23 protein-coding genes are annotated in these 25,139 nt (G+C 50.4%); 10 read left to right on the top strand and 13 right to left on the bottom strand.

All coding sequences use genetic code 11. The features are described from left to right. On the bottom strand, positions 1-2,019 hold the full coding sequence (tkt, locus tag HMPREF9439_RS03095) for a transketolase (protein ID WP_174260298.1): 2,019 nt from the start codon (positions 2,017-2,019) through the stop codon (positions 1-3). A gap of 180 nt (positions 2,020-2,199) precedes the next feature. On the opposite strand from tkt, the gene HMPREF9439_RS03090 reads away from it, so the two are divergent. Further along, the gene (locus HMPREF9439_RS03090; RefSeq protein WP_008810665.1) at positions 2,200-2,910 is read left to right on the top strand and encodes a 16S rRNA (uracil(1498)-N(3))-methyltransferase; all 711 of its coding nucleotides are present in this window, start codon (positions 2,200-2,202) and stop codon (positions 2,908-2,910) included. A gap of 12 nt (positions 2,911-2,922) precedes the next feature. Here the strand turns inward: HMPREF9439_RS03090 and HMPREF9439_RS03085 are convergent, their stop codons facing one another. Continuing rightward, a complete protein-coding gene (locus tag HMPREF9439_RS03085; protein WP_008810664.1) occupies positions 2,923-3,837 on the bottom strand; it encodes a transglycosylase SLT domain-containing protein in 915 nt (304 codons plus the stop codon). A gap of 121 nt (positions 3,838-3,958) precedes the next feature. Between HMPREF9439_RS03085 and HMPREF9439_RS03080 the strand changes: the two genes are divergently transcribed. Then, entirely contained in the window at positions 3,959-4,651 is a 693-nt protein-coding gene (locus HMPREF9439_RS03080) for a Crp/Fnr family transcriptional regulator (RefSeq protein ID WP_008810663.1), read from the top strand. Here the strand turns inward: HMPREF9439_RS03080 and HMPREF9439_RS03075 are convergent. Further along, positions 4,648-5,838 (bottom strand): MFS transporter, encoded by a 1,191-nt coding sequence (locus tag HMPREF9439_RS03075; RefSeq protein WP_008810662.1) that lies wholly within the window; start codon positions 5,836-5,838, stop codon positions 4,648-4,650. The genes HMPREF9439_RS03080 and HMPREF9439_RS03075 overlap by 4 nt on opposite strands. A gap of 180 nt (positions 5,839-6,018) precedes the next feature. Here HMPREF9439_RS03075 and HMPREF9439_RS03070 point away from each other — a divergent pair, with 180 nt between their 5' ends. Continuing rightward, entirely contained in the window at positions 6,019-7,134 is a 1,116-nt protein-coding gene (locus tag HMPREF9439_RS03070) for a DUF1848 domain-containing protein (protein ID WP_008863672.1), read from the top strand. A gap of 57 nt (positions 7,135-7,191) precedes the next feature. Here HMPREF9439_RS03070 and HMPREF9439_RS03065 read toward each other — a convergent pair whose 3' ends face one another. From HMPREF9439_RS03065 to mpl, 7 genes are all read right to left on the bottom strand, one after another. After that, positions 7,192-8,685: an FAD-dependent oxidoreductase gene (locus tag HMPREF9439_RS03065; RefSeq protein WP_008810660.1), complete on the bottom strand. Its 1,494-nt coding sequence runs from the start codon at positions 8,683-8,685 to the stop codon at positions 7,192-7,194. 214 nt (positions 8,686-8,899) lie between these two features. After that, positions 8,900-10,093 (bottom strand): histidine-type phosphatase, encoded by a 1,194-nt coding sequence (locus HMPREF9439_RS03060; RefSeq protein ID WP_008863671.1) that lies wholly within the window; start codon positions 10,091-10,093, stop codon positions 8,900-8,902. A gap of 25 nt (positions 10,094-10,118) precedes the next feature. Then, positions 10,119-11,576 (bottom strand): magnesium transporter, encoded by a 1,458-nt coding sequence (gene mgtE, locus HMPREF9439_RS03055; protein WP_008810658.1) that lies wholly within the window; start codon positions 11,574-11,576, stop codon positions 10,119-10,121. Between the two features lie 24 nt (positions 11,577-11,600). Then, positions 11,601-12,428, bottom strand: a complete 828-nt coding sequence (aroE, locus tag HMPREF9439_RS03050) for a shikimate dehydrogenase (protein ID WP_008810657.1) — start codon at positions 12,426-12,428, stop codon at positions 11,601-11,603. A gap of 78 nt (positions 12,429-12,506) precedes the next feature. Further along, on the bottom strand, positions 12,507-14,501 hold the full coding sequence (locus HMPREF9439_RS03045; RefSeq protein WP_008863670.1) for a ribonuclease catalytic domain-containing protein: 1,995 nt from the start codon (positions 14,499-14,501) through the stop codon (positions 12,507-12,509). Between the two features lie 156 nt (positions 14,502-14,657). Continuing rightward, positions 14,658-15,230, bottom strand: a complete 573-nt coding sequence (locus HMPREF9439_RS03040) for a YqiA/YcfP family alpha/beta fold hydrolase (protein ID WP_008810655.1) — start codon at positions 15,228-15,230, stop codon at positions 14,658-14,660. Positions 15,231-15,234: 4 nt separating this feature from the next. Then, positions 15,235-16,593 carry a UDP-N-acetylmuramate:L-alanyl-gamma-D-glutamyl-meso-diaminopimelate ligase gene (mpl, locus tag HMPREF9439_RS03035; protein ID WP_040603373.1) on the bottom strand — a complete coding sequence of 453 codons (1,359 nt, stop codon included), beginning with the start codon at positions 16,591-16,593 and terminating at the stop codon, positions 15,235-15,237. 76 nt (positions 16,594-16,669) lie between these two features. On the opposite strand from mpl, the gene HMPREF9439_RS03030 reads away from it, so the two are divergent. From HMPREF9439_RS03030 to HMPREF9439_RS03005, 6 genes are all read left to right on the top strand, one after another. Further along, a complete protein-coding gene (locus HMPREF9439_RS03030; protein ID WP_008810653.1) occupies positions 16,670-17,311 on the top strand; it encodes a hypothetical protein in 642 nt (213 codons plus the stop codon). A gap of 181 nt (positions 17,312-17,492) precedes the next feature. Further along, positions 17,493-17,927 carry a type II 3-dehydroquinate dehydratase gene (gene aroQ / locus HMPREF9439_RS03025; RefSeq protein WP_008863668.1) on the top strand — a complete coding sequence of 145 codons (435 nt, stop codon included), beginning with the start codon at positions 17,493-17,495 and terminating at the stop codon, positions 17,925-17,927. A 33-nt stretch (positions 17,928-17,960) separates the two neighbouring features. Next, entirely contained in the window at positions 17,961-18,428 is a 468-nt protein-coding gene (accB, locus tag HMPREF9439_RS03020; protein ID WP_008810651.1) for an acetyl-CoA carboxylase biotin carboxyl carrier protein, read from the top strand. Between the two features lie 13 nt (positions 18,429-18,441). Beyond that, positions 18,442-19,800 (top strand): acetyl-CoA carboxylase biotin carboxylase subunit, encoded by a 1,359-nt coding sequence (gene accC, locus HMPREF9439_RS03015; protein WP_008863667.1) that lies wholly within the window; start codon positions 18,442-18,444, stop codon positions 19,798-19,800. A gap of 11 nt (positions 19,801-19,811) precedes the next feature. Continuing rightward, positions 19,812-20,711 (top strand): 50S ribosomal protein L11 methyltransferase, encoded by a 900-nt coding sequence (prmA, locus tag HMPREF9439_RS03010; protein ID WP_008810649.1) that lies wholly within the window; start codon positions 19,812-19,814, stop codon positions 20,709-20,711. Positions 20,712-20,728: 17 nt separating this feature from the next. Beyond that, positions 20,729-21,586, top strand: a complete 858-nt coding sequence (locus HMPREF9439_RS03005; protein WP_008863666.1) for a DUF3426 domain-containing protein — start codon at positions 20,729-20,731, stop codon at positions 21,584-21,586. Here the strand turns inward: HMPREF9439_RS03005 and modC are convergent. From modC to modA, 3 genes are read right to left on the bottom strand one after another with little or no spacing between them, the layout of a single operon-like run. Continuing rightward, positions 21,583-22,671: a molybdenum ABC transporter ATP-binding protein gene (gene modC, locus HMPREF9439_RS03000; RefSeq protein WP_008863665.1), complete on the bottom strand. Its 1,089-nt coding sequence runs from the start codon at positions 22,669-22,671 to the stop codon at positions 21,583-21,585. The genes HMPREF9439_RS03005 and modC overlap by 4 nt on opposite strands. A 21-nt stretch (positions 22,672-22,692) precedes the next feature. Beyond that, positions 22,693-23,373: a molybdate ABC transporter permease subunit gene (gene modB, locus HMPREF9439_RS02995; RefSeq protein WP_008810646.1), complete on the bottom strand. Its 681-nt coding sequence runs from the start codon at positions 23,371-23,373 to the stop codon at positions 22,693-22,695. A gap of 18 nt (positions 23,374-23,391) precedes the next feature. Continuing rightward, complete coding sequence (modA, locus tag HMPREF9439_RS02990; protein ID WP_008810645.1) at positions 23,392-24,141, bottom strand: molybdate ABC transporter substrate-binding protein; 750 nt, start codon at positions 24,139-24,141, stop codon at positions 23,392-23,394. A 105-nt stretch (positions 24,142-24,246) separates the two neighbouring features. Between modA and HMPREF9439_RS02985 the strand changes: the two genes are divergently transcribed. Continuing rightward, on the top strand, positions 24,247-24,999 hold the full coding sequence (locus tag HMPREF9439_RS02985) for a TOBE domain-containing protein (protein WP_008810644.1): 753 nt from the start codon (positions 24,247-24,249) through the stop codon (positions 24,997-24,999). The last annotated feature ends 140 nt before the right edge of the window (positions 25,000-25,139 follow it).

Below are 25,139 nucleotides of genomic sequence, written 5' to 3'. Positions count from 1 at the left end.
TTATTTTCCTTGAGAAAGAACGTGCTGAACAGTTTCAACAACGTTATCGACGGTGAAACCAAAAAGTTTAAAGAGTTCGGAAGCAGGAGCAGATTCGCCGAAACGATCCAGACCGATAACGGTACCGGCGCCGCGGATGTACTTCCACCAACCGTCCGTTCTGCCGGCCTCGATGGCGACAACGGGTCTGCCTTCGCCTAAGACGAAGTCGCGGTATTCCTTGTCCTGACGATCAAAGACTGTCGTGGAGGGCATGGAGACGAGACGTGTCTGGATGTTCATTGCCAAAAGCTGTTTGCGAGCCTCGGCAGCCAGTGCAACTTCGCTGCCGGTAGCCACCAAAGTCACTTCAACGGAAGATGGACCGTTCGGGGCTTCGAGCATGATGTAGCCGCCCTTTTCCATGTCATCGACATTGATCTCATCGCGTTCAACGAACGGAAGGTTCTGACGGCTGAAAATCAGGGAGGATGGACCGTCCTGCCGGGAAATTGCGCAGGCCCAGGCGGTAAGCGTTTCGCAGGCATCAGCAGGACGCCAGACATCCATGTTCGGGATGATGCGCAGGCTTTCTGTCTGTTCGATCGGCTGATGTGTCGGGCCGTCTTCGCCGACGCCGATAGAGTCGTGTGTAAAGACGAAGATAGAGCGCAGTTTCATCAGCGCAGCCATTCTCAGAGCATTGCGGCCGTAGTCTGCGAACGTAAGGAATGTAGCGCCGTAGGGGATGAATCCGCCGTACAAAGCGATACCGTTCATGATGGCACACATACCGAACTCGCGAACACCGTAGTTGATGTGGCGTCCGAGATAGGTATCCGGTCTCATGGCCTGAACACCTTCCCAGTTAGTCAGGTTGGAGCTTGTCAGGTCTGCAGAGCCGCCGAGCAGTTCAGGCAGATGCGGTGCGTAAGCATTCAAGGCCATCTGACTGGCTTTACGGGTTGCGACTGTCTTAGCTTCGCCGGCTGCGTTAACGATAGCCTCAAGGATGACGTCATCCCAGTTTTCGGGAAGCTGGCCCTTCATGCGGCGTTCTAATTCAGCTGCTTTAGCCGGGAAAGCTTCGGCATAACGGCGATATTTTTCAAGCCATGCCTCTTCCATTTCGGCACCGGCCTTACGTGCATCGAATGCGTCGTAAATTTCCTGAGGAATTTCAAACGGTGCGTATTCCCAGCCCAGAGCCTTCTTGGCTTCGGCAAGCTCTTCGTCTCCGAGCGGAGAACCGTGAGCTTTGCTTGTGCCGGCGCGGTTGGGAGAACCGAAACCGATCACCGTCTTGCAGTCGATGAGTGTCGGCTTGTCAGATTTCTTAGCCTCTTCAATGGCTTCGGAAACTGCTTCGATATCGTGGCCGTCGATCGGGCCGATGACGTTCCAGTTATAGGATTCGAAACGTTCGCGAACGTTTTCGCCGAACCAGTTTTCGATCTTGCCGTCGATGGAAATACCGTTGTCATCGTACAGAGCGATGAGTTTGTTGAGTTTCCAAACACCGGCCAAAGAGCAGACTTCGTGAGAAATGCCTTCCATCAAGCAGCCGTCACCTAAGAATGCATAGGTGTAGTTATTGATGATGTCATAGCCCTCTTCGTTGAATTCGGCTGCCAGCATTTTTTCAGCCAAAGCCATACCGACAGCATTGGCAATTCCCTGTCCGAGCGGACCGGTGGATGTTTCAACGCCGGGAGTCACTCCGATTTCGGGGTGTCCCGGCGTCTTGCTGTGAAGTTGGCGGAAATTCTTCAGATCATCAATGGTGAGGTCGTAGCCCGCCAGATGCAGCAGTGCATACTGGAGCATGGAACCGTGGCCGTTGGAAAGAAGGAAACGGTCGCGGCCGAGCCATTTAGGATCAGAAGGATTGTGACGAAGGTGTTTAGTCCAAAGGGCGACAGCGATATCTGCCATACCCATCGGCATTCCGGGGTGACCGGAATTTGCTTTTTGGACTGCATCCATAGCCAGAGCGCGAACTGCGTTGGCCATTGTCTTACTGGAGACGGAAGAGGACATAGTCAATATGATCTAAATAAGAAAAATCCCGAGTTTCGGGCTTGAGAATACCTGTAATTCTACCAACTCTGAACCCTTATCGAAATCAGCCGTTTAGCCGAAAAACCCTCCTTATTTTCCTTAATAATCCGACAATTGCTTTATCATTTTGTTTTTCTCTGAAAGCACTTTTAACAAAACATGCCCCGCTTTTACTATTTTTTTGAATCCGCTGACACCGAAGCACCTCTTGTTCTGCCGCCGGAGGCCGTCCATCACGCAATGCGGGTTCTGCGCATGAGACAAGGTGACGCAGTCGAAGTGTTCAACGGAAAAGGCTGTGCTGTTAAAGGAACGATTCGTTTTGCAACGGATTTCGCAGAAGTGATTCCACAGGAAGTCATCATGCAGCCGAGAGGACTTAAGCTTGTTCTCATGCAGGCGTTGGTTGCCAACGAGAAAATGGATTGGATTATTGAAAAGGCTTGCGAGCTCGGTTATGCGGAGATCGCTGTTTTTCCGTCCGAGCGCGGCGAAGTGCGCTTGACCTGCGAAAAAGCAGTGAAGCGAGTTGAGCGTTGGAACAAAATTGCCGTCTCTGCGTGTCAACAATGCGGAGAAAACTATCTTCCGAATATTCGGTTCTGCAGCAGTTTGAAAGATGCCGCAGCTCACGCCGAAGGCTTGAAATTCGTCCTGAGCCCGATCGGAAAGACTTACGATTCTCCTGACACTCCGACAGCGGTCACATTCGCCGTGGGGCCTGAAGGCGGCTTATCTCCGAAAGAAATTAATACCCTAATAGAAAGCGGATTTTACAGCTGCAAACTCGGCAACAGAGTCCTAAGAACAGAAACGGCAGCTCTTGCTGCCGCTTCGTTTGCTCAAACTTTGTGGGGTGACTTTCGCTAAGCCGCCATGCGATTAGGCTGATCCGTTCCCGTCAGCGGAGCCGGAGGTCTGAGTCGTCTTGTACCCTTCAGTAATCGCACGGGCCAAATTGGCACCGTAAGTTGCAAAAACCGGACCATCTCTGTAGTTTTCAGGGAATTTGCTCGGTGCACGAGCCTGAATCTTTGCCGCTTCCACCTGACCGCTGGCAGCCAGACGAAGATGGTTTCTCATAGAGAGAACCTTGCGGCTGTACCCGCCGTCGTGAGAATGCTTAGCAGCACCGACGTAGTACTTCAATGCGCCCTTCAGAGAGCCGGTCTTATTCAGATATTCTTTAAGAATCTGGGTACCGACTTCAATTCCGGCTTCCACTTCATGAACGGCTTTAAGACCGCCGAACTCTTTGAAGCGTTTGGCATGCACTTTGGCGTGAACCTGCATCAGACCTTTCGCACCGACAGAGCTGCCGGCCTTCGGGTCAAAAGAGGATTCAGTCGCAATAACTGCCAAAATCAACAAAGGATCAACATCGTGATTTTTGCCAGAAATAAATGCTTGTTCAACAATTTCAGAAGCATCTTCGCGGTCAACGCGGTAATGCTCGGAAATAAAACGAGCGGCATTGGTTTCCATTCGATCAATGACCTGCTCCTCGGTTTCAAACGGCTTGGTCAAATCCTCGCGTTCGAAATTGGAGTAGCTCAAAGATTTAACCTTCAACGGAGGCTCGGTCTGAGGACCTTTAGAATCAGCGGCTACCTTCGGAGAGGAAACTGCTAATGCACTTTGTGAGCCAAGAGAACCTAGACCCAATAAAACAACCAGGGCCAGCGTCAGGGACGCGGCAACCTTTTTGCCCTTGAAAACAGGTTCTTCCTTACAAGCGCGTAGGACGGAAAAAGCGCCTCTATGTGTTTGTTTTTTAAACTGCTGGTTTTTAGTCATCCCGTAATGGTGCCTTTGACAGAATCGTTTGTCCATCGTTTACTAGGTGTTAATACGTGACTGACTGTTAAAAACTTCTTGCCAGTGCAAAAATGATTATGCACCCATTAAGTACTTAAATATGCGACAAATTTTCAAAACCCACCCCTGGGTTCCGCCTAAAGAATTACCCGAGACCCAGGAATTATTCCGCAAATACGGGGTTCCCGGCTCTATTCGGCCGGGTCATCTGCTCAAGGGCAAAGGTGAGCCGTCAAAGCTCTACCTCATCACAAGAGGAGCCGCTGCTTACTATGTTGCAGATCGTTACAAAAGTCATCCGAGTGTTTTAAGCTTATTGATCCCCGGATGTTCAGCGTGCGACTTATCCGTCATCACCGGAGATCGGGTCAATGTTACTACCCGAGCCATTGGGCCTTGTGAGGTGCTCATCATGCAGCCGCATGTTCTAACCGATTTAATGAAAAACAACAGCGAATTTGCCGCCAAGGAGGCCGCGCACGTCACCCGGAAACAAGAGTGTTCTCTGGAAGCAATGGTCGCCAACTTCACACTGGAACCAGCCGAACGTCTAAGGCGTTTCCTTAAAGTTCTGCTGATCAACTATGAAGTTCCGATCTCGGATACCGTGTGGAATCGAATTCCGCTGGATTTGACCAACGAACAATACGGAGCTGTGGTCAACCTGACTCGTGTTTCAGTCAGCCGAATCTTCTCCGACTGGATCAGCAAGGACCTCTTATATAAGAGCGGCCGCAACGTCTACGTTAAAGCCAAACTGTTTGAGAATATCTACGACTGGTGGACCGATTAGTCCGGGCCTACCGTTTCTTCTGCCTTAGATATCGAAAAGAGGAACGCGAACAGCACCATCAGGACCATGGCGATCACGGCACAGGCGCGCACAGCGACGACAGCCGTGAACTGCTCGGAGGCAAAACCTAAGATCAGCTGCCCGACGGGCACGAGTCCGAGCATGACCGCCAAATACATCGCCGAGAAACGCCCGCGGTAGATATCCGGCGCCTTGCACTGCACAAGATTATTTGCCGCCGCAAGCGCAAAGGTCAGTGAGCCTCCGGCTACCAGAGCACAGAGCCACTGTGAAGTCACAGTCTCCAGAGCAGGAAGAACCGCAAAAGCAATACACGTGACCCAACCGCCTGTCCAAACCGTCGTCACATGATGAATAATGCGGCGGTTTCTCTGCATCAAAACAGCAGCAGCCACCGCGCCGAAACCTAAACCTGAGGACATAGAACCGAAGCTCATCAATTCGCTGCCTTTCAGAGAAATCGCAGGCAGCAGAGCTACGGCAGGCATCACTAAGATAGAAAGGCACGCCACCTGCGGCAATACTTCTCGGAGAATAGGATAAGTCATGAAAAGCTGACGAGAAGTCACGCCCACACTCTCTTCTCTCTGCTCACTCGTAGTGCGGTTCGGTATTTTGACAACTGCCATCACGGCGATCATCGGGATGAAGCAGATCGCATTCATCGCGAAACACCAGGTAGCAGAAAAACTTTCAATAATGAAAACCGCCACCATCGGTGCAATCGATCGCGCCACATTCATCACTAAAGACTGCCGAGCCACAGCTTGAGAAACCGTCTCACCGGTCTCTACCAGCATCGAGTGCATAGACGGACCGTCAATAGAAGTCACAATGCCGAAAATCAATGCCAGCACAGCTAAGTTGTACGGATTGAGGTAGCCGAAAAAAGACAGGAACGCTGTAAGTGCCGCGATGACACAGCCAATTGTCTGTGTAATTAAAAGAATATGGTGGCGATGGAAACGATCCGCCATGGAACCCGCTACCGGCGCCAAAGGCAAAGAAGGCAGCGCAGATAGTAGAGCAATAGCGCTCAGCCAGAGCGGGGAATGCGTTTGAGTCCACACAACCCACGACAACGCCATACCGTGAACAAATCGTCCGAGCGTGGAAAAGCTGTAAGCTCCCCAAAAATATCGTCTCGCGGCTATCAGTGGTGTCATGGTGTCCTCTTGTTATTACGAGGTCATTGTAATTTGCCATTCGAATGAAGTGTGAATAGTCAGGCTCCGAAGCGAGCTCGTCTTCCGCGGCGAAGTCGATGTGTTGAAGAACTTGAGGTTTAAAAGTAAAGTAGTCTGACTCATCGAACTCGTTTGAAAAGCCGGAACAACACACTTAAGATGCCCGCAGAAAAAGTCGAAATCCTCACAGATAACGGCACGACAGTGAAAGCAATCGCTCCGGTCATCATCTCTGCCAGCCGTTCAACGGACATCCCGGCTTACTTTCCGAAGTGGTTCGCAACACGATTCAACGGCGGCCGAGGCTACGTGAAGTGGTTCAATCCGTTCAACCAGAAACCGGTCTTTGTTTCTTTTGAAAAAACCAAAGTCATCGTTTTTTGGACCAAGAATCCGAAGCCTTTGATTCCGTATCTTCCGCAACTTGATGCCGCCGGTGTTCATTACTATTTTCATTTCACTCTGAATGACTATCAGCAGGAAAATCTTGAGCCGAACGTACCGTCACTAGAAAGCAGGATTCAAACCTTCAAGGAGCTCGCTTCCTTACTCGGTCCGGAAAGAATCGTCTGGCGTTTTGATCCAGTGCTATTTACTAAAACGCTCACGCCAAGAGAGCTCGCAACGAGGATTTTCAAGATCAGCAAAAAACTCAAAGGCTGTACTAACCGACTGGTGTTTAGTTTCATCGACATCAAGGTCTACAAAAAGGTTCAGAGAAATCTACTCAAGTACTCTGAGCACTTTGCCTCTCAATACGATTCAACCTCTATCTGTGAGGCTGAACCGTCAGCAGAACAAATCGAAGAGTTCGCCGGATACCTTTCGAAGATTCGCGCTTACTGGAAAGAGCGCGGATGGAACTTGGAGATCTGCGCTTGCGCAGAAAAATTCGATCTGTCTCACCACGGAATACTTCCGAGCAAGTGCATCGATGCTGAACTGATGCTCAAAGTTTTCGGCGAAAATCCCGAGCTCACAGACTATCTCACAAAGGCTCCGGCCAGAACTCCGTTTGAGCTTGATCACTTAGATCTGTTCAACGCAAATCGGGTTGAAATGAAAAAGATCGTCACGATCAAAAAAGATCCGGGACAGCGAGAAGAATGCGGGTGCGTTAAAAGCAAGGACATCGGAATGTACAACACGTGTCTCCACGGCTGTGTCTACTGCTATGCAAATACGTCTCCGGAATCAACTCTCAAAAATTTTGAACGGAGAAAGAACCATCCTTTGGCCGAAAGTATCTTCATTCCAGATTTTCCCGAAGCCTAAGTGCAGAAAAGCCGCCCGAAGGCGGCTTTCTTACTAGTCCTTAGTACTGACTAAGGATTATTTTTTGCCAAGGTTGTGATCTTTAACGGCGCTTTCAGCAGCGATACGGCCGGAGTTAACTGCGAAACCAATTGTGGAGCCTGCCATTAGCAAGTCATAAGAGTCACCGTACATACCGCCGACATCGGAACCGGCTGCGTAGAGGTTCGGGATAGCCTTGTCTTTATCTGTGACAACCTGCAGACGGTCGTTAACCTTAATACCGCCCAGAGTTCCCAGAGAGGACGCTACACTCTTGATGGCGTAGTATGGGCCCTGTTTGACCGGGAAGATGTACTGCGGATCCTTAGCAAACAGAGCGTCATGGCGCTGTTCGGCAGCCTTGTTGTATTGTTCAACACTGGCTTTCAGGACGGCAGGATCCATACCTGTCTTTTTGGCGAGTTCGTCAAGCGTATTAGCTTTAACAGCCCAGCCTGCCTGTTCTGCTGCCGGCCATTCTTTTTCGAAGTTAGTCAGTTTTGCTCCGATCGGAACCATAACGCCGACACCTTGGACAATACCGTCGTGCTTCATAGAGTCAAGGTTCTTGTTGTCATAGACAACCCACATCTGACCGCCGATTCTTTCAAGAGCATTACCGGCAGCGGGCCAGTCGCCCATAATGGTTTCGTCGCAGAAACGTTCGCCGTTCGGAGTCAGCCAAAGATGAGGCTGTTTGGCAGTAGCAGAAACATGGTTCGTTGTGGAAACTGCACGGGGGCCCGGACGATAGGACTGCTGAACTTCTAAGCCTTCTTTACCGCCGCCGGCAGACCAAGCCATCTGGATACCGACACCGTTCTTACCGGTCTGGGCAATACCGTCAGTGTTCGGGAAGCGTGTGTACTTCTTCATCATTTCGGGATTGTCAGCAAAACCGCCGGTAGCGATAATCACGGCTTTAGCGTGGATGTTGAGCGTATTGCCGTCTTTATCTTTAGCAACAACGCCGGCAACTTTGCCGTCTTTGCCGAAAATCAGTTTTTCAGCAGGAGTGTTCAGGAGAACCTGCATGCCGTATTCGTCTTTGCCCTTCTTCTGAAGGGCGTTAATCCAGCCAGCGCCGCGGCCCTGATAAATATGCCATGTGTAGAGGCCGCCCGGATAGTTGGTGGTCAGTTTTTCGAACTTAACTCCGTGTTTCTGCATCCATTCGACTGTATCGGCAGATTTATCGACGAAGGCACGAACCAGACGGGCATTGCTGCGCCAGTGACCATAGTTCATGATCTTCTTGAAAGCTTCGTCTTTGGTAAGAGGAATGTAGTAGTCGCGCTGCATCTTGGAACCTACAGCGAAAATACCTTCGGAGAAGTTACCCGTTCCACCGACCATGCCTTTCTTTTCAAGGCCGATGACTTTAGCGCCCTGTTCGGCTGCGGCGAATGCGGCGGCGGTACCGGCGGCACCCTGACCGACCACGACGACGTCTGTTGTGATGTCTTTTTCAGCTGCATAAGGAAGAGAAGAGAATGCAGCAAGCACTGCAACAGCAATCAGCTTTTTCATGTTTGTTTTCTCCGTGTTTTGAGTGTAGTGCCGCTATTTGCGGCGGTGTGTTTTTTGTTATCAAGTCCGTCTGAATCGTGGTTTAAGGCGGTCTTGTTAAGTGTTATTGTGCGGTAATTACACCTCGGCTGTCAGTATCATCCGATACACAAAAAATTCCTGAAATGTATCTCGTGATACATTTTCAGGAGTATTCCTAAGTTAAGTCAGCTGATTATTTTCGATTTTCGTACTTGTCGTCCGCTATACAGTTCGACTGAAGTCTGCGGCCATATGTCGTCTTCCATTCATCGAACTTCGTTCCGCGGGGAAGAATCTCGAAATCATCGGTTGGCTGAGTCACCCTCTCTGCATGAATTTGTTCGGGTGATAACGCCGAATAAAACACACGGATTTCCGGCTGTCCGTTAACGGACCATTTCTCAAAGGTCAGATAACCGCCCGGCGTATTTTCGTTCTGATCTCTTCCGGGAAGTTTCCAGTTCAAATCAAAAATTTCGCCGAGGTTAGCCAAGTTCGTGTCATGCCCGATAAGATAGGTGTATTTAGGACCGTGATCGAGGCTCTCAATAATCTTGTTCGCTAAAGCCGAACCTTTGTAACGAGCAACTTCCATGTCTCGATTAAGCGCAGAAAATACAGCAACGCGTATCGGCATGAGATGCAGAATTCCGTTCCAATCCAATTGGTCCCAAGCGACCTTCTTTTCAGGATTTTGGCCCCACTCCAAAGCAAAGATCTCGGTAATGCTCGAGCAATCGTACGGTGCTCCCTTAAAGCCAACTTTATATTTACTGACCTTTGCGCGCATCGGCCCGGTAAACTCATGTCCCGTTAGTTTCGAGATCTCAGCCATTTGAGCCGCAAACTTTTCGTTGATCCCGACAACTTTTTGAGTGAGTTTTTCTTCGAGCTCTTTGGGATAGTCAATTCGACAGACTTTCGCCTTCAGCGGAGAAAAAATCGCTGAATGTTCGGAACTCGTGACCTTAACTTTATAACCACAGGTCGGATAGAGGCCCTCATTTAAAGCCTCGGCTGTTTTGCGTGTTCGTTCATCAACGTCTGCAATGATTTGAACGTCTTCCGGCTTCGGGCAGACCCCGTAGGTAAAAGGAGCGCGACTGCGATTGAGTTTCCACGTGGCTTTGACAAGATAAAAACCGCGAGATGTGAGCAATCCAGGAGCAACGGGCCAAGCCGACCACTTCTTATCCGACCAACCGTGCAGTTTTTCTGCAGATTGAGTCGGAGAACGCACACCGTGGCGTGAGACTACAACGACATTGAGAAGCTCTTCTGTATGGGGAATCGCTTGCAAAACGTCGGAGGGAGTTTCTGCATGCGCATTGGATAAAAGAACCGCAGCAGAAAGTAGACATAAAGAACCGCAGATTTTTGCTTTCATTCGGATTCTCAAAGTTGAGTCTTGATTATCCGAATATATAGGTTGCCAGGCCGAGGAAGATTAAGAAACCGCCTGAATCGGTAATAAATGTCAGGAGTACCGATCCGCCCATGGCCGGATCTCGGCCGAGTTTCTTAAGCGTAATCGGAACGAGGATAGCCACAATCGCGCCCATGAGCATATTCAGCATCATGGCCAAGAACATGGTAAAGCCGAGCTTCATGCCGTCCGGAGAGTCGTAGTAGAGCCCCCAGGTAAAGAGACCGGCAATAATGCCCCAAATAAAACCATTGACCAAAGCCACCAAGACTTCTTTTTTGACCACGTCGCTTTGGTTGGCTTCGGTAATCTGACCGGTAGCAAGGGAACGGACCAGCAGTGTCAGTGTCTGGTTGCCGGAGTTGCCAGCAATACCCGCGACAATCGGCATTAAGGCTGCCAATGCAACAACCTTTTCAATCGTTCCGTCGAATGCGGAAATTACGCGGGAAGCAAAGAAGGCCGTAAAGAGGTTCACACCGAGCCAGACCCAGCGGGCTTTCGCAGATGACCAAACCGAATCGAAAATATCCTGATCGTCATCCAAACCGACCGCACCGTAAGCCTCTTCATCGCTTTCTTCACGGATCACGTCCACCACTTCGTTCACGGTAAGACGTCCGACCAAACGTCCTGCCTCGTCAACAACCGGTGCGCTCACCAAGTCGTAACGTTCGAAGGCCTGTGCTGCGTCACTGACATCTTCCAGCGGAGACAGTCGTAAAACCTCCGTGAGCATGACGTCTTTAACGGCATCCTCCGGATAATGCGTCAGAATACGGTCAACAGGCAGCGTACCCATGAGACGTTCTTCTCGGTCAATCACAAATACCTGGTCGGTATGGTCGGGGAGTTTCTTTAAGCGGCGAAGATAACGAAGCACGATATCGAGCGTGACTTCCTGACGGATCGATACGATTTCGAAGTCCATACGGGCACCGACCGTATCTTCCGGATAGCTCATGGCCGCGCGCAGCTGAGCTCTTTCTTCGTGCGACAGACCTTCCTGAACTTCGGCCACAACGTCCGGCGGCAAGTCTTCGACTAAGTCGGCGATTTCGTCGGTGTCCAAGCTTTCGACAGCGTCCACCAACTCATCGCGGTTCATGGCGTCAATCAAGGTTTCTCGAACACCTTCATTGACTTCAACCAAAATTTCGCCGTCGCGTCCGGAGCGCACGCAGTCCCAAACGATGAGACGTTCATCGAGCGGAAGGGCTTCCAGAATGTAGGCGATATCGGCAGGGTGCAGTTCCGACAGAGTATCGCGAAGCTCTTTTTTGATCTCTTCGCCGACCTTTAGATCTTTGCGGTCAGCCGCATCTTCCCCTTCGTCAAGCAGCTGCTGCACAAGCGCCAGCCCCCGGGCTGCTGCCTCAGGGTCTCTTACTGCGACGTCATAATCAGGGTCGTGAAGCTGAGAAGAAGGATTGTTTGCGCTCAAGGTTTCACCTGTCGGGTTGCGCCCTTATTTTGCGCTTTTATCCAGAGTTTCGCGAAGTTTTGCGTAAACGTCTTGGGTACCCGGACGATGGCCCATCCAAATTTCGTAGGAATCGGCCGCCTGTTCAACCAGCATCCCGAGACCGTCGGAAGCGTGTCTTGCGCCGCCCTGTTTAGCCAGTTCCATGAACGGTGTGGGCTTAGCGGCGTAGACCAAGTCGTAGGCGAGTTCGCATCCGTCAAATGCGAACGGAGAAACCAAAGGAGCTTTATTCTGCAGGCTTGTCGGCGTGGCATTCACAATCAGGTCATAAGACTCGGAACCGGTCTCATCATAAAGGATGCTCTGAATCCCAAACTCGTCGCAGAGTTCCTGAGCACGAGCAACAGAACGGTTAGCCACGGTCACAGACTTGGGCATGCGTTCCATCAGGGCCGGGAGAATACCGCGAACACCACCGCCGGCGCCGAGGATAAGAATCTTTTTGTGTTCTACAAAGAACTTCAGACGCTCTTCCAAATCACGAATGAAACCCGTGCCGTCTGTGTTTTCACCGAGAATCTTGTTGTTTTGGAAAGTAAGCGTATTCACGGCACGTGACTGGCGAGCCTGAGAAGAACACTTTGTAGAACAGCGGAAAGCGTCTAACTTGAAAGGAATCGTGACATTGAGTCCGTGATAGCCCTCGTCGATCATTTCGCCGATGGCGCTCTCAAATTCGCCGAGCGGGATTTCAACTTTATCGTAGGAAATCTCGTCGCCGAACTGCTTGGCAAACATTAAATGGATTTCCGGAGAGAGACTATGTCCGATGGGATTACCCATAACTCCTAATTTGGTAACCTGCTTCATATTGATGAATCCTTTCAAGATTTCTTTTCTAAATCTTACCTCATGTCTTTACGGGATAGAAGAGAGGTTTTCTATCCATCACGGCAGCCCTTCGTTCCCAGGCTCAACCCCTTCAATCTGAGGCTCTTCCGGAGGCACAGCTTCCGGCGTCCCGACTTCAACTTCGATCTCTTCCTCTTCTAAATCTTCCTCATGGCTTTCGTTCAGCACTTTAATAAGACTGCATTCCATGACTAAAGACAGATAGTCGAGATTCAAAACCTTCATCAGGACGCTCTGACCGCGCGGAAGCTCAGGCAATCCGGGGACGCGCTGAGCCATCGGCAGGCCTTCAATCCTTACGAGGTCGCCCTTAACCACCGTAGCTTTGAGTTCGTTAATGCCTTCCTGTTCAATCCACCGCATCGACCAGTAGCGATCCATACGGGACTGGAAGTCGTTGAAAGCCGAGTAGTTGGAATCAAAAGTAGAAATGATCGAGAAGAGCTCGGAGTCATTATTGCGATACGGGGCTTTTTCGCCTTTAAGGGTCGCAATAATCTGACGCTGGTTGACCATGTCAACGTAACGGCGTAGCGGAGAAGTCGACCAAGCGTAATAAGGAACACCGATACCGTCATGCGGCCCCGGAACGCTTTTCATCTTGACGCGCCCCATTCGCTGGGAACGATAGATACCGGCCACATCTCTTTCTTCCAGCCATCCGCCCCAGGTCGAGTTCGCAAAAATCATCATTTCGGCCACGAGCAGATCCAGCGGATCTCCTCTTCGGCGTCCCTTCAATTCGATTTCCGCATTCTCGTCTTCGCCCTTCAGGCTGAAGTACCAGTCAATGCGTCCGACGGGTTCGGGTCTGCCGCGAACTTCTTCGCGATCTTTCAGAAGTTTCTTGGCGAACTTCCAAAGCCAAATGAGCTCGGGGCCATAAGGAACAGGAAGGTTGCCCTCTTGAATAGCTTCTTCCGTCACCTTATCGGCGATCAGGTCATAACGCAGATTCTTTTCGATTTTGATGCGTTCGAGGCGAGTATCAGTGGAGAGAACGGCAAGCGTTTCGTTATCGACAACGGCGTAAAGAGAAACGACAGGACAGATCAGTCCTTCGTCTAAAGAGAAGGCTGCTACCCAATCTTTCGGCAGCATCGTGGTCTTAAGTCCCGGTGCATAGACGGTCGACATTCTTTCCCGAGCGACCAAGTCGATGTCCGACCCAGGTTCAATGCCCAGGCCCGGTGCGGAAATATGAATACCAACGCGCGTTTTTCCGTCTTCCAACGGCGTTACCGACAAGGCATCATCAATTTCCGTGGTTTCCGAGTCGTCAATAGAGAATGCAACGGCATCTGATAAGGGAAGCTCGTCATGTGCTTCGCGATGAGGCTTGGAGAGGTTTTCGGGAAAATTCTTTCCTTTCGGAAAGTTAATCATGAAGAAGCTTTCGACGTGCCAGCGCCAAGCATTCGGAATCGCACCGACATCGAGCAGCAAACGCAGCGGCATACAGCTGAGTTTGTCGCTCGCTTCATTCAGAGCTTTCCACTCAATGGAGTTCTTATCGGGACGAACCAAAAGCTCAATAGCCTTATTGGCAATTTCGGCTGGGGCCTTATGTTCTTCGATGAGCATCTGAACATAAGCGTCCTTCTGCTCTTCCAGCTTTTTCTTTCGTTCAATCGCGGCAAGAGCCAGCTTCAGTGTCTCGGCCGGTGCCTTACGGTATTTGCCGCGGCCTTTTCGATAGAAATAAACTGGATTGGAATGCAGACGAAGAATCGTCGCCGCCTGCTGAATTGGGGTAACGCTGTCTCCGAAATACTCTGCCGCGATGGTTTTGAAATCGAACTCGTCATCCGGTGCAAATTCCCAGAGGATTTCCAGATCGATTTCTTCAGACTCCTGCTGGGCTCGAGCTAAAAATTCAGCCGGTGACGGACTGTTGTACGTCACGAAGATGTGAGAGCGCTTAACTTTTATTCTTTTTCCTGTCGGTAGTTCAACTTGGCAGGCCGAATCGGTGCCGGACATTTCTGTTCCGACTTTGAATGCTCCGTCTTCTTCAAAAAATAAATTCATTGCGTCCTTTCGTATTGACGTTATGACTGACTGGTATTACCTGTTCTCGGTAGAGTTTAAGCCTATCGTTTAAGGCTCAAACAAGAATTCTTAGGCGCCTATGGCCGGTTACCCGCCTTGGGAACAGGCGCCGCGATGATTTCTTCGCTAAAACGGCTATTCAGCAATAAAACTCATGATCTCTTCGACATGAGGCGCAAAGTCCGTAATTCTATGATCTCCGTCAGGAATCTTCACAATCTTTGTATCTTTTAGAAAATCCAAAGTTTGCTGCGGATCTAAGACTTCGTCCTTCAAGCTGATGAGCGAAAGATAATCCTGAGGCTTCTTCAAATCCTTTACCAGCATCTTCTCTAGCTGGACCATGAATTCGGGGCAAACATACATTTCACGGTCAAGTCCGCTCACTTTGTGCCAGCCCGGCTGGAAATCAACCTGTCCCCAGTTGCCTAACGCAGGATTGAGCAACACGGCCTTTTCCACCGGAAGATGCTCTTTTGCCCACGCCGCATAAAAGCCTCCGAGTGAAGAGCCGATCACATCGACCGGACCGCCTTTGAGATCTTCTTTAATTAGTTTGGACAGAAACTCAGCGACCTCGTCCGGCGACATATAGAGTTCAGGTGCAATGAACGGCTTACCGATCTTTTCATGCGCTTCTTTGAGAAGCTTGGGCTTCGCAGAGTTTGGGTGGGACAAGAAACCGTGAAGATAAAGGGTAGGACGCATGCGTTTAGGCTCCGAACTTAGATTTCAATCCGTCCAGCAGTTTTTTGTGGACGCCGCCGAAGCCGCCGTTGCTCATCACTAAAATTGTATCGCCCTGCTCTGCCTGGCTCACGACATCTTCCACGAGGGCTTCCAGATCTTTGAACTCTTCAGCCTTTTCACCGAGCGGTGCCAAGGCAGCTGCCGTATCCCACTGAACAGCCGGTCCCTGATAACAGAACACTTTATCGGCTTGAACCAAACTTCCCGGGAGCTGAGCTTTCATCGTGCCGAGCTTCATAGTATTGGAGCGCGGCTCAAGAACTGCGAGCAGACGGCCTGTCTGATATTTACTGCGAACGGCTTTGATTGTTTCTTCAATCGCCGTCGGATGATGAGCAAAATCGTCGATCACTTTGGTGCCCGCAACCTCTCCTTTGACTTCCATACGGCGCTTGACGCCTTCAAAGCGAGATAACGCGTCAACTGCTCTTTCCGCGCTGACGCCTGCATTCACAGCAGCTGCAACTGCAGCCGAAGCATTCAGCAGATTGTGTTCGCCCGGGAGAGACAGCTCAAAGCGTCCGACTTCTTTGCCGCCGGCAAACAATCGAGCGCCTTCATGCTCGACCAAACGCCAGTCGCAGACCGGAGACGTTCCGAAACTTTCAGCCGGTGTCCACAAGCCCATCTTCAATACTCGATGAAGCGCTTCGGAGGCTTCGTTGAAAATAACTTTTCCATGGGACGGGATCGTGCGCACCAAATGATGGAACTGGCGCTCAATCGCTTCCAAATTCGGGAAAATATCGGCGTGATCGTATTCAAGGTTGTTCAGAATGACCGTGCGGGGACGATAGTGCACAAACTTGCTACGCTTATCGAAGAAAGCCGTGTCATATTCATCGGCTTCGATCACGAAGTATTCCGATTCGGTCAAACGGGCCGAGTGTCCGAAATTCTGAGGAACACCGCCGATCAGAAAACTGGGATTCAATCCGCAGTCTTCCAAAATCCAGGCCAGCATTGAAGTCGTTGTGGTTTTACCGTGGGTACCGGCAACTGCCAGCACGTGGCGCCCGTTCAAAATGTTCTCTTGCAGCCACTGCGGGCCGGACGTGTAAGGCAAACCGCGGTTAAGAATTTCTTCAAGCAAAGGATTGCCGCGGCTGATCGCATTGCCGATGATATATAAGTCAGCACCGGCGTCGAGTTGTTCCGGATCGTAGTCTTCGATTAAATGGATTCCGGCTTGCTTGAGCTGATCGGACATCGGAGGATAGACTCCGGCGTCGCAGCCGCTGACCTCAATACCAAGACTTTTTGCAAGCTGGGCAATGCCGCCCATAAATGTGCCGCAAATACCGAGAATATGAATGTGCACGTTAAAATCCTCGCTAAATTGATGTGTGGCATTGTGCCACGACTGATCGGAAGATTCCTGCCGACTCTTAATTAATATGAGAAACAAAGACACCCGCGGATTGGCGGCAGAGGCAGCCGCAATCATTGCCGAAGGCGTACCTGACTGGAGTGAGGCCAGACGCAAACTCGCCGAAGAATACGAAATCACTTCCGGCGCCCAGCTGCCGGACGACGACGCGATCGAATCGGCGCTCAGGGAGCACTATGCGATTTTCGACCCGAACGGCCACGCCGAACGTCTTCTGGAACTTAGAAAGGCGGCTTTAATCGTCATGAGAGAAGTGAGTGATTGCAAACCGCTTCTGATCCGTGGCGTCTTGAACGGCTGCGCGGACAAGTATTCGGATATCTATATCGCGGTTGAATGCGACGACGCGAAATCTCTCGAAATCGTTCTAATCGACCGAGAAATTGAAATCGAAGTCTTTCCGAACGAACGGCCCGGAAAGAACGAACCCGTCGAAGAGATCGTTTTTGAGGCTCCGGTCATCAGAGGCGGCTATTTTGATCGCCAACACTTAACGGTTTGGGTTCGTTTGAAAGTTTTTGAGGATCATGCAAAGATTAAAAATCTGATAAAGAAAAATCCAGATCCTTGGCAAATCGAGGAAGAAACCGCAAAAACCGCCAATATCGAACAACTCGAAAGACTGATTTCGCTCACAGAACCGGAGTAAGTATTTACCCTTAAATAGAGCTTATCTTCTTTTAATTTCGTGCAATTTCCGAACGGTTTTTCGGCGTAAATTGTAAGAAAACAGAAACAAGTTAGGCTAACTTATTGAAGATTTAGGCGCAAATAGCGTCTATACTAGGCGGAAAACCAATTTAGCCGCGATTTAGCCCGCGGCTTCGCCTATGAAAAAACTACTTTTGATAAATGGTCCAAACCTCAACCTTTTGGGAACCAGAGAGCCGGACAAATACGGTACGACAACGCTTGCCGAGATCGAAACCGATTTAAGAGCCTTCGTTGAATCCACCGGAGGAACACTTACAACCTACCAGAGTAATCACGAAGGTGATTTAGTCGATAGGATTCAGCAGGCAGCAAAAGAAGGTATCGAAGCAGTCATTATCAACCCCGGCGCTTACACACATACCAGCATCGCGATTCGCGATGCCTTTTTGTCTGTACAGATCCCGTTTATCGAAGTTCATTTATCCAACATTTTTAAGCGTGAGGAATTCAGACACCATTCTTACCTATCTGACATTGCCGAAGGCTGCATCATCGGCCTCGGAGTCCACGGCTACTTCTCAGCCGCCGCCTATTTCCTTACCGCAAAATAATTTTCCCTAATTTATATATAGAAAGGCATTTCTATGGACTTGAGAAAACTTAAAACATTGATCGATTTAGTTCAGGCTTCCGGCATCGCCGAAATCGAAATCAATGAAGAAGGCGACCACGTCAGAATCGTGAACCGCCCTGCCCAAGCCGCTCAAGCCGCACCGGCGATTATCGAGATCCCGCAGGCAACTCCGGCCCCGGCCGCTCCTGCACCCTCCGCAGCCCCTGCTGCTCCTTCTGCCGCTCCGGCCTCTAACTCCCCGAGCGGTACTCAGGTAACAAGCCCGATGGTCGGTACTTTCTATAGAGCTCCGAGCCCCGGCGCCGATCCTTTCGTAGAAGTCGGCACCCAGGTTAAGAAAGGCGACACGCTGTGCATCATTGAAGCCATGAAGCTTCTCAATGAAATTGAAGCCGAAGTCAGCGGCACAGTGAAAGAAATTCTTGTGGATAACGGTTCTCCGGTCGAATTCGGCCAGCCGCTTTTCGTCATCGAATAATCAGTGAGCCCCTATGTTCGGTAAGATTTTGATTGCCAACCGCGGAGAAATCGCACTTCGCATTCAGCGCGCCTGTAAGGAAATGGGCATTAAAACGGTGGTTGCCCACTCGCTTGCAGATACGGATGCCAAGTACGTTCGCCTCGCCGACGAGTCCGTTTGTATCGGACCTGCCCCTGTTCATCAAAGCTATTTGAACATGCCGGCTCTTATCAGTGCTGCGGAAGTCACTGATGCCGAAGCGATCCATCCCGGCTACGGTTTCCTTTCTGAAAACGCCGATTTCGCTGAACGCGTGGAGTCCAGCGGTTTCGTCTTTATCGGCCCGCGTCCCGAAACGATCCGCCTGATGGGCGATAAGGTATCTGCCAAACAAGCCATGATCGACGCGGGCGTGCCCTGCGTCCCCGGTTCCGGCGGCGCCCTGCCTGATGACCCTTCGGAAATCATCAAGATTGCCCGCTCTGTCGGCTACCCAGTCATCATTAAAGCCTCGGGTGGCGGCGGCGGACGCGGTATGAAAGTCGTTCATACCGAAGCTGCATTGATTAACGCCGTCAACACCACCAAGCAGGAAGCAAAAGCCGCTTTCGGCAACGACACGGTTTATCTGGAAAAATTCCTTGAAAACCCACGTCACATTGAGATTCAGGTTCTCGCCGACAACTTCCGCAATGCGATTTGGCTCGGTGAACGCGACTGTTCCATGCAGCGCCGCAACCAGAAAGTCATCGAAGAGTCTCCGGCCATCGGCATTCCCCGCCGCGCGATTGAAAAGATCGGAGAGCGCTGTGCCGAAGGCTGCCGCAAGATCGGCTACCGCGGCGCAGGCACGTTTGAGTTCCTCTACGAAAACGGTGAGTTCTACTTCATTGAAATGAACACCCGTATTCAGGTGGAACACCCGGTCACAGAGTTCGTCACCGGTGTTGATCTGGTTCAGGAACAGATTCGCATTGCCGCAGGCGAAAAACTTCGTTATCGTCAGCGCGACATTCAGATCAAGGGTCACGCGATTGAGTGCCGTATCAACGCTGAAGATCCGTATCGCTTCATCCCCAGCCCCGGCCGCATCACAACACTGCATCAGCCCGGCGGCCCCGGTGTTCGTGTCGACTCTCACGTCTACCCCGGTTACTTCATTCCTCCTCATTACGACTCCATGATCGGCAAGCTCATCACTTACGGTGACACCCGTGACCAGGCTATCGCCAGAATGCGCACGGCACTTTCCGAAACCGTTATTGAAGGCATCTCGACCAACATTCCGCTGCACCGAGAAATGATGATCGATCAGAAGTTCCTTCAGGGCGGCGTGAGCATTCACTATCTGGAAGAGAAGCTGGCACACCGCGAATCTGTGAAGAAATAAGGCTGTTACTCATGTTATTCGAATACTCTCTGCTGACGGACAAAAAGGAAGTCGAGCCTTTGACCGACTTCTTAATGGATAAGGGCGCCTACTCGGTTTCTATCGAGGACGCGGACGCCGAAACCGAACGTGAAAAACCGATTTTCGGAGAACCGGGAATCGAGATTGATGATTTCGCTTGGGACAGCTCCCGTCTTAAAGTCCTCTGCGGAGACGACTTCGACATGGAAGGCGCATTAGAAGCTGCGCTCAAAGAACAAGGTCTTAAAAAACCAGTTCTCGAGGGCAGAACGGAAGTTCCGGACAATGACTGGGTTCGCATCACGCAGGCCCAGTTCACACCGACTCAGATTGCCGGCGATCTTTGGATCGTTCCGTCCTGGCATGAACCGCCCAATCCCGACGCCATCAATATCCGTCTGGATCCGGGCGTTGCTTTCGGTACCGGAACACATCCGACCACACGTCTGTGTCTGGAGTGGCTGCATGACCATAATTTGGAAGGAAAATCCGTTCTGGATTACGGCTGCGGATCCGGAATTTTGGCTGTTGCTGCCAAGAAACTCGGGGCTTCCAAAGTGCTCGGTACGGACATTGATCCTCAGGCCATCGAGGCCGCCGACTATAATGCAGAAGTGAACCGGGCAGACGCCAGCTTCTATCTGCCGAAGGATATGCCGGACGAAAAATTCGATGTCGTTGTGGCAAACATCCTCAGCAATCCGCTTCGACTCTTAGCGCCGGCACTTTTGGCGCGCGTGAAAAAAGGCGGTTATCTCGTTCTTTCCGGCATTTTGGAAAGACAGGCAGAAGAATTGATCGAGGTTTATGGCTCTTATCGTCCTGACTCTCCCCTTTCTGTTTGGAAGTCTATGGACGGCTGGATTTGTTTGGCCGGTCAGATTCACTAATTAGAAAAGAGGCGGCTATGGAACCTAAATTCGAGGGAGATTCGAATCACTACAACTTCCCGTCCGAACCTTCACTGGGCGGAAATCAGAAGCAGAGAGATATTCCGAAAATCGTCCCTGCTGACCTGAAAAAACTTCCCGAAGACTTTAAGCTTCCGACCGCTTCTGTTCGTCCGGGCGAACCCGCTCCGGCGGCTCAGCCTCCTCAGGAACGTCCGAAAGATCCGAAGGCATTGATGGCTTCGCTCTCAAAGGATATTTCTGAACTTTCCGCACCTTTGAAAAAAGAAGAAACTCCTAAAGAAACGAAGTCTGAGACGAAACCTGCTCCTGACCCTATTGAGAAGTTCGGCGTCAAAGGCAGTGACGGCGTTATCCTTCCGCCCGAAGATGACCTCGGAGATCCGACGGATCCGTCCCGCACTCCGGGAATCGTTCGCTCCATCATGCTTTTTATCTGCCTGTGCTTTGTGATTCTTGCCGCATGGCAGGTAACGCTGTTCCTGCAACCCGAAATCCTGAAAAAAGAGCCTCTGAATACACTTTCTCAGCAAAGCTGTGATTATCTCTACTGCCCGCCTCTGAGAACTCCGGTCGTCTTGTCCAACCAAGTCAATGCCATTTCTCCGGGACAGTGGGAGTTAAAGCTTCAGATCCAGAATCAGGATATGCGGAGTCAGAAGCTGCCCGTTATTCAGCTCACTCTTGAAGGCGCAGGCAACTCCAGAATACAAAAAATCTTTGAACCTGCCGAATACAAGACAGATCCGAAGGTTGATCTCATTACCGGCGGCGGTACCGCCAATATCACTATTCCGTTTAGTTTCGATGATGGCAGACCGACTTCTTACAAAGTGAAGGTCTTGGAAGACTAAACAGAAAGCAGCGCAACACTTTTGATGAGGAGCCAAATTTGGCTCCCTTCTTTTATGTCTAATTCGCTGAGCGCTTTGCGTGTTAATTTACCGACGATGATCTTTCCCGAGCAGTTTGCTCGTATCAGGGCACCCGAGGAATCCTTCTGCACCGAAATCTCTTCGACAACACCTTCGAAAGCATTCTGAACCGACAGACCGCTTGGCTGCTCTTTTGCAAATACCACCTCTCTGGCTAATATTCGCAACGACGCCGGACTTCCGATCGGCTGGCCGTTATCTCCGATATGCAGAGCGATGTTGCCGCAGTCAACAGTCATCAGTAACCATTCTTTGTCCTTGGAGACAATTTTGCCTTTTAGGAGAACACCTGTATCCTCACCGATTTTGATCGGCAAATCGATATTGGCAAGAACATCAGTCAAAGCTCCGGAAGTTTTGATCCTGCCGTCTTCCATCACGATGAGATTGTCGGCAAGATGCAGTACTTCTTCCGCAGAGTGCGTGACATAAAGCATCGGAATTTTGAGGTTGGTCTTGAGCTTCTCAAGCCAAGGCATAATCTCGGACTTCCTTTTGAAATCCAGCGCCGCCAGCGGCTCGTCAAAAAGCATGATTTTGGGCTCTGTTGCGACAGCACGCGCAATTGCCACACGCTGGCGCTCACCGCCCGAGAGCTGAGCAGGCTTTCGCCCGAGAAGGCCGCGAATGCCCAATAAATCAATCGCTTCTTCCATACGGGAGCGGGCATCCGTCGATTTGCTGCGCTTAACCGCAAATTCGATATTTTGCTTCGCAGTCAGATGAGGAAAAAGCGACGCCTCTTGAAACACATAGCCTAAAGGCCGCTCCCAAGTCGGTAGAAAAAGTTTTTGTTCGTCGTTTTGCCAATAAACGCCGTCGACCTTAACAAAACCCTTTGCCCGCTCCAATCCTGCAATACAGCGAAGAACCGTTGTTTTTCCGGAGCCGGACGCTCCGAAAAGAACTGTAATTCCGAAATTCGGGAACTCAAATGAACATTCCAGCCTGAAACCGTCTTCCCGAGGAAGCAGCAGAGAAGCGGAACTTAAAGAATCAGACATACAGATTAGAAGTCGAGAAAATTAAGGCATAACGCGCTCGTTGTGGCGATTCAAAAGCGTTAAGCCGAGCAAAACGAAGAAACTAAAGACCACCATGCCGCCGGCCAGCCAATGCGCTTTGCCGTACTCCATTGCCTCAACATAACTGTAAATTTCCGTCGAAACAACTTGTGTTTTACCGGGAACGTTGCCGCCGATCATCAAAACGACGCCGAACTCTCCGATGGTATGCGCAAATGTTAGAAGCGCTGCTGTCACAAAGCCGGGCTTAGCAAGCGGGAGAACGACGTTAAAAAAGGCGTCAAGCGGTTTGGCTCCCAAGGTAGCGGCAACCTCCAAAGGACGCTTGCCGATAGATTCAAAAGCCGCCTGTAGTGGCTGGACGGCAAACGGCATCGAATAAACAATACTTCCGATCACAAGACCGGGGAAAGTAAATGTCAGCAAGCCGATGCCCAAAGCCTCAGTGAGCTTGCCTAAAGGACCCGACGGTCCCATGGCAACGAGGAGATAGAAACCGAGCACGCTCGGCGGAAGAACCAATGGCAGCGTAACAATCGAACTGATCGGCGCTCTCCATTTTGATTTGGTGTGCGACAGCCACCATGCCAGCGGTGTTGCCACCAGCAGCAGGAAAACAGTCGTAATCAAAGCAAGCTCTAAGGTTAGCTTGATAGGGAGCAGTTCTTCCGCAGTAAACATGTCGGTCCTAATTCTTAGTTACTTGGTACTGTAGCCGTAGGAATCAATCACTTTCTGAACCTTCGGGCTTGTTGCCATAAATTTCATGAAGTCTGCCACGGCTTTGTTGTCTTTGCCAGGGTTCAGAATAACGGAATCCTGACGGATGGGCTTATAGCAGTCAGCCGGGATGATCCAGCCGGAGCCGGAAGTAAACTTGCCGTTTTTATAAACCTGAGACAACGCGACAAAACCTACTTGTGCATTTGCTGTCTTAGCGTACTGGAAAGTCTTTCCGATGTTGTCACCGGTGACGAATTTAGGTTCGACTTTCTTAAGATTGCCCCATTTTTCCATGGTCTGATAGGCGGCTTCACCGTAAGGCGCTAACTTCGGATTGGCAACCGCGATTTTCTTAACGGCGTCGGAGAGGATGAAGTTGGGATCTTGTTTGATGAAATTATCTGCTGAGCTCCAGAGAACCAGCTTTCCGAAGGCGTAGGGTTTAGCGTCGATACCGAGACCTTCGTCGACAATCTTCTTAGGTGTCTTTGCATCCGCGGCAAACAAAACCTGATACGGAGCACCATTTTTAATCTGAGCGTAGAAGGCACCGGTTGCACCGAAAGAGGCCAGAATCTTATTACCGCTTTCCTTTTCGTAAATAGCGGAGATTTCTTTTATTGGAGCCGTAAAGTTAGCTGCAACAGCAACGTTGATTTCTGCAGCCGAAACACCGGAAGCAGAAAAGGTTAAGAGTGTTGCAAGAGCGATCATTGTTTTCTTCATAACATCCTCATTGGCTATAATGTAAGCAAATATGGAACTTCTATGTCGTTATTCTAATCTTGAATATCGATAAAATAACAACATTCGTTTAAGTAAGGAATAAAGATGGCCTTAAATATTTCCGACGCCCTTTCACAGAATGTGGTGGATAAAAGAATAGATGTCCTCCAGCGCATCAAACAATACGGAAGTATTTCTGAAGCGGCCCGAAGCGCCGGCATTAGCTACAAAGCCGCATGGCAGGCAATCGAAACGCTTTCCGCTCTTGCCGGGGAACCGTTGGTCGAAAAAACCGTCGGCGGGAACTCAGGCGGAGGCGCTCGCATCACAGAAGCGGGCGAAGCCGTGCTGGAAGCTTCTGCCGCTTTGAATAAGGTAAGAAATCAAATCCTGACAGATATCCAAGGCGGTGAATCTCCGAAACTAGCCGCTTTGGCCTCGGTGGCTCTGCGTATGAGCATCCGCAACATTATTCCCTGCGTGATTGAAGACATTCACGGCGGAATGTCCATGTGCAAGGTCAAGATGAAAGTCTGCGAGGGCCAGTACCTCCGCTCCAGCGTTACGCTCGAAAGCCGTCAGTTGCTCGACCTCAAAGAAGGCAAAAGTGTCTTAGCCCTCTTCAAAGCTTCGGCCGCTACCGTCTCTAAAGAAAAACCGGACGACAGCAGCCGCTGCTTCCTCTTCGGACAAGTCTCCCGGCTACCTCAAAAAGAGAAAGGCGGAGAAGTAACCTTAAGGCTGCCTAACGGCTTAAATGTGGTCGGCTTCATTCGCGGAAATCACGGCTTGCAAATCGGATCTGAAGCTTATATTCAGATTCCTGAACAAAGTGTTGTCATAGCCTTATTAGGCTGATAGCCTAATTTGGTGGAAAGAATAACCCCTTGAATTTCCTGGACAAAAAACAACAGGAAAGTGTTTTTCTAAAGGTAAACCCTTAGGAGTATTTACCTAATCATAAGGTAGGTAGAAAAGCATTTTTCGTTTTCTTAAGA

This window comes from Parasutterella excrementihominis YIT 11859, assembly GCF_000205025.1.
GTDB lineage: Bacteria > Pseudomonadota > Gammaproteobacteria > Burkholderiales > Burkholderiaceae_F > Parasutterella > Parasutterella excrementihominis.
This window is presented reverse-complemented; position numbering and strand designations above follow the sequence as displayed.

What these genes read in the sequence shown, in the direction of transcription:
- tkt (WP_174260298.1), bottom strand. Translation starts at nt 2,019, where the DNA reads ATGTCCTCTTCCGTCTCCAGTAAGACAATGGCCAACGCAGTTCGCGCT.
- accC (WP_008863667.1), top strand. Translation starts at nt 18,442, where the DNA reads ATGTTCGGTAAGATTTTGATTGCCAACCGCGGAGAAATCGCACTTCGC.
- aroQ (WP_008863668.1), top strand. Translation starts at nt 17,493, where the DNA reads ATGAAAAAACTACTTTTGATAAATGGTCCAAACCTCAACCTTTTGGGA.
- aroE (WP_008810657.1), bottom strand. Translation starts at nt 12,428, where the DNA reads ATGAAGCAGGTTACCAAATTAGGAGTTATGGGTAATCCCATCGGACAT.
- HMPREF9439_RS03005 (WP_008863666.1), top strand. Translation starts at nt 20,729, where the DNA reads ATGGAACCTAAATTCGAGGGAGATTCGAATCACTACAACTTCCCGTCC.
- modA (WP_008810645.1), bottom strand. Translation starts at nt 24,141, where the DNA reads ATGAAGAAAACAATGATCGCTCTTGCAACACTCTTAACCTTTTCTGCT.
- modC (WP_008863665.1), bottom strand. Translation starts at nt 22,671, where the DNA reads ATGTCTGATTCTTTAAGTTCCGCTTCTCTGCTGCTTCCTCGGGAAGAC.
- accB (WP_008810651.1), top strand. Translation starts at nt 17,961, where the DNA reads ATGGACTTGAGAAAACTTAAAACATTGATCGATTTAGTTCAGGCTTCC.
- HMPREF9439_RS03045 (WP_008863670.1), bottom strand. Translation starts at nt 14,501, where the DNA reads ATGAATTTATTTTTTGAAGAAGACGGAGCATTCAAAGTCGGAACAGAA.
- HMPREF9439_RS03080 (WP_008810663.1), top strand. Translation starts at nt 3,959, where the DNA reads ATGCGACAAATTTTCAAAACCCACCCCTGGGTTCCGCCTAAAGAATTA.
- HMPREF9439_RS03085 (WP_008810664.1), bottom strand. Translation starts at nt 3,837, where the DNA reads ATGACTAAAAACCAGCAGTTTAAAAAACAAACACATAGAGGCGCTTTT.
- modB (WP_008810646.1), bottom strand. Translation starts at nt 23,373, where the DNA reads ATGTTTACTGCGGAAGAACTGCTCCCTATCAAGCTAACCTTAGAGCTT.
- HMPREF9439_RS03090 (WP_008810665.1), top strand. Translation starts at nt 2,200, where the DNA reads ATGCCCCGCTTTTACTATTTTTTTGAATCCGCTGACACCGAAGCACCT.
- HMPREF9439_RS03065 (WP_008810660.1), bottom strand. Translation starts at nt 8,685, where the DNA reads ATGAAAAAGCTGATTGCTGTTGCAGTGCTTGCTGCATTCTCTTCTCTT.
- HMPREF9439_RS03040 (WP_008810655.1), bottom strand. Translation starts at nt 15,230, where the DNA reads ATGCGTCCTACCCTTTATCTTCACGGTTTCTTGTCCCACCCAAACTCT.
- HMPREF9439_RS03060 (WP_008863671.1), bottom strand. Translation starts at nt 10,093, where the DNA reads ATGAAAGCAAAAATCTGCGGTTCTTTATGTCTACTTTCTGCTGCGGTT.
- HMPREF9439_RS03070 (WP_008863672.1), top strand. Translation starts at nt 6,019, where the DNA reads ATGCCCGCAGAAAAAGTCGAAATCCTCACAGATAACGGCACGACAGTG.
- HMPREF9439_RS03030 (WP_008810653.1), top strand. Translation starts at nt 16,670, where the DNA reads ATGAGAAACAAAGACACCCGCGGATTGGCGGCAGAGGCAGCCGCAATC.
- prmA (WP_008810649.1), top strand. Translation starts at nt 19,812, where the DNA reads ATGTTATTCGAATACTCTCTGCTGACGGACAAAAAGGAAGTCGAGCCT.
- HMPREF9439_RS02985 (WP_008810644.1), top strand. Translation starts at nt 24,247, where the DNA reads ATGGCCTTAAATATTTCCGACGCCCTTTCACAGAATGTGGTGGATAAA.
- HMPREF9439_RS03075 (WP_008810662.1), bottom strand. Translation starts at nt 5,838, where the DNA reads ATGACACCACTGATAGCCGCGAGACGATATTTTTGGGGAGCTTACAGC.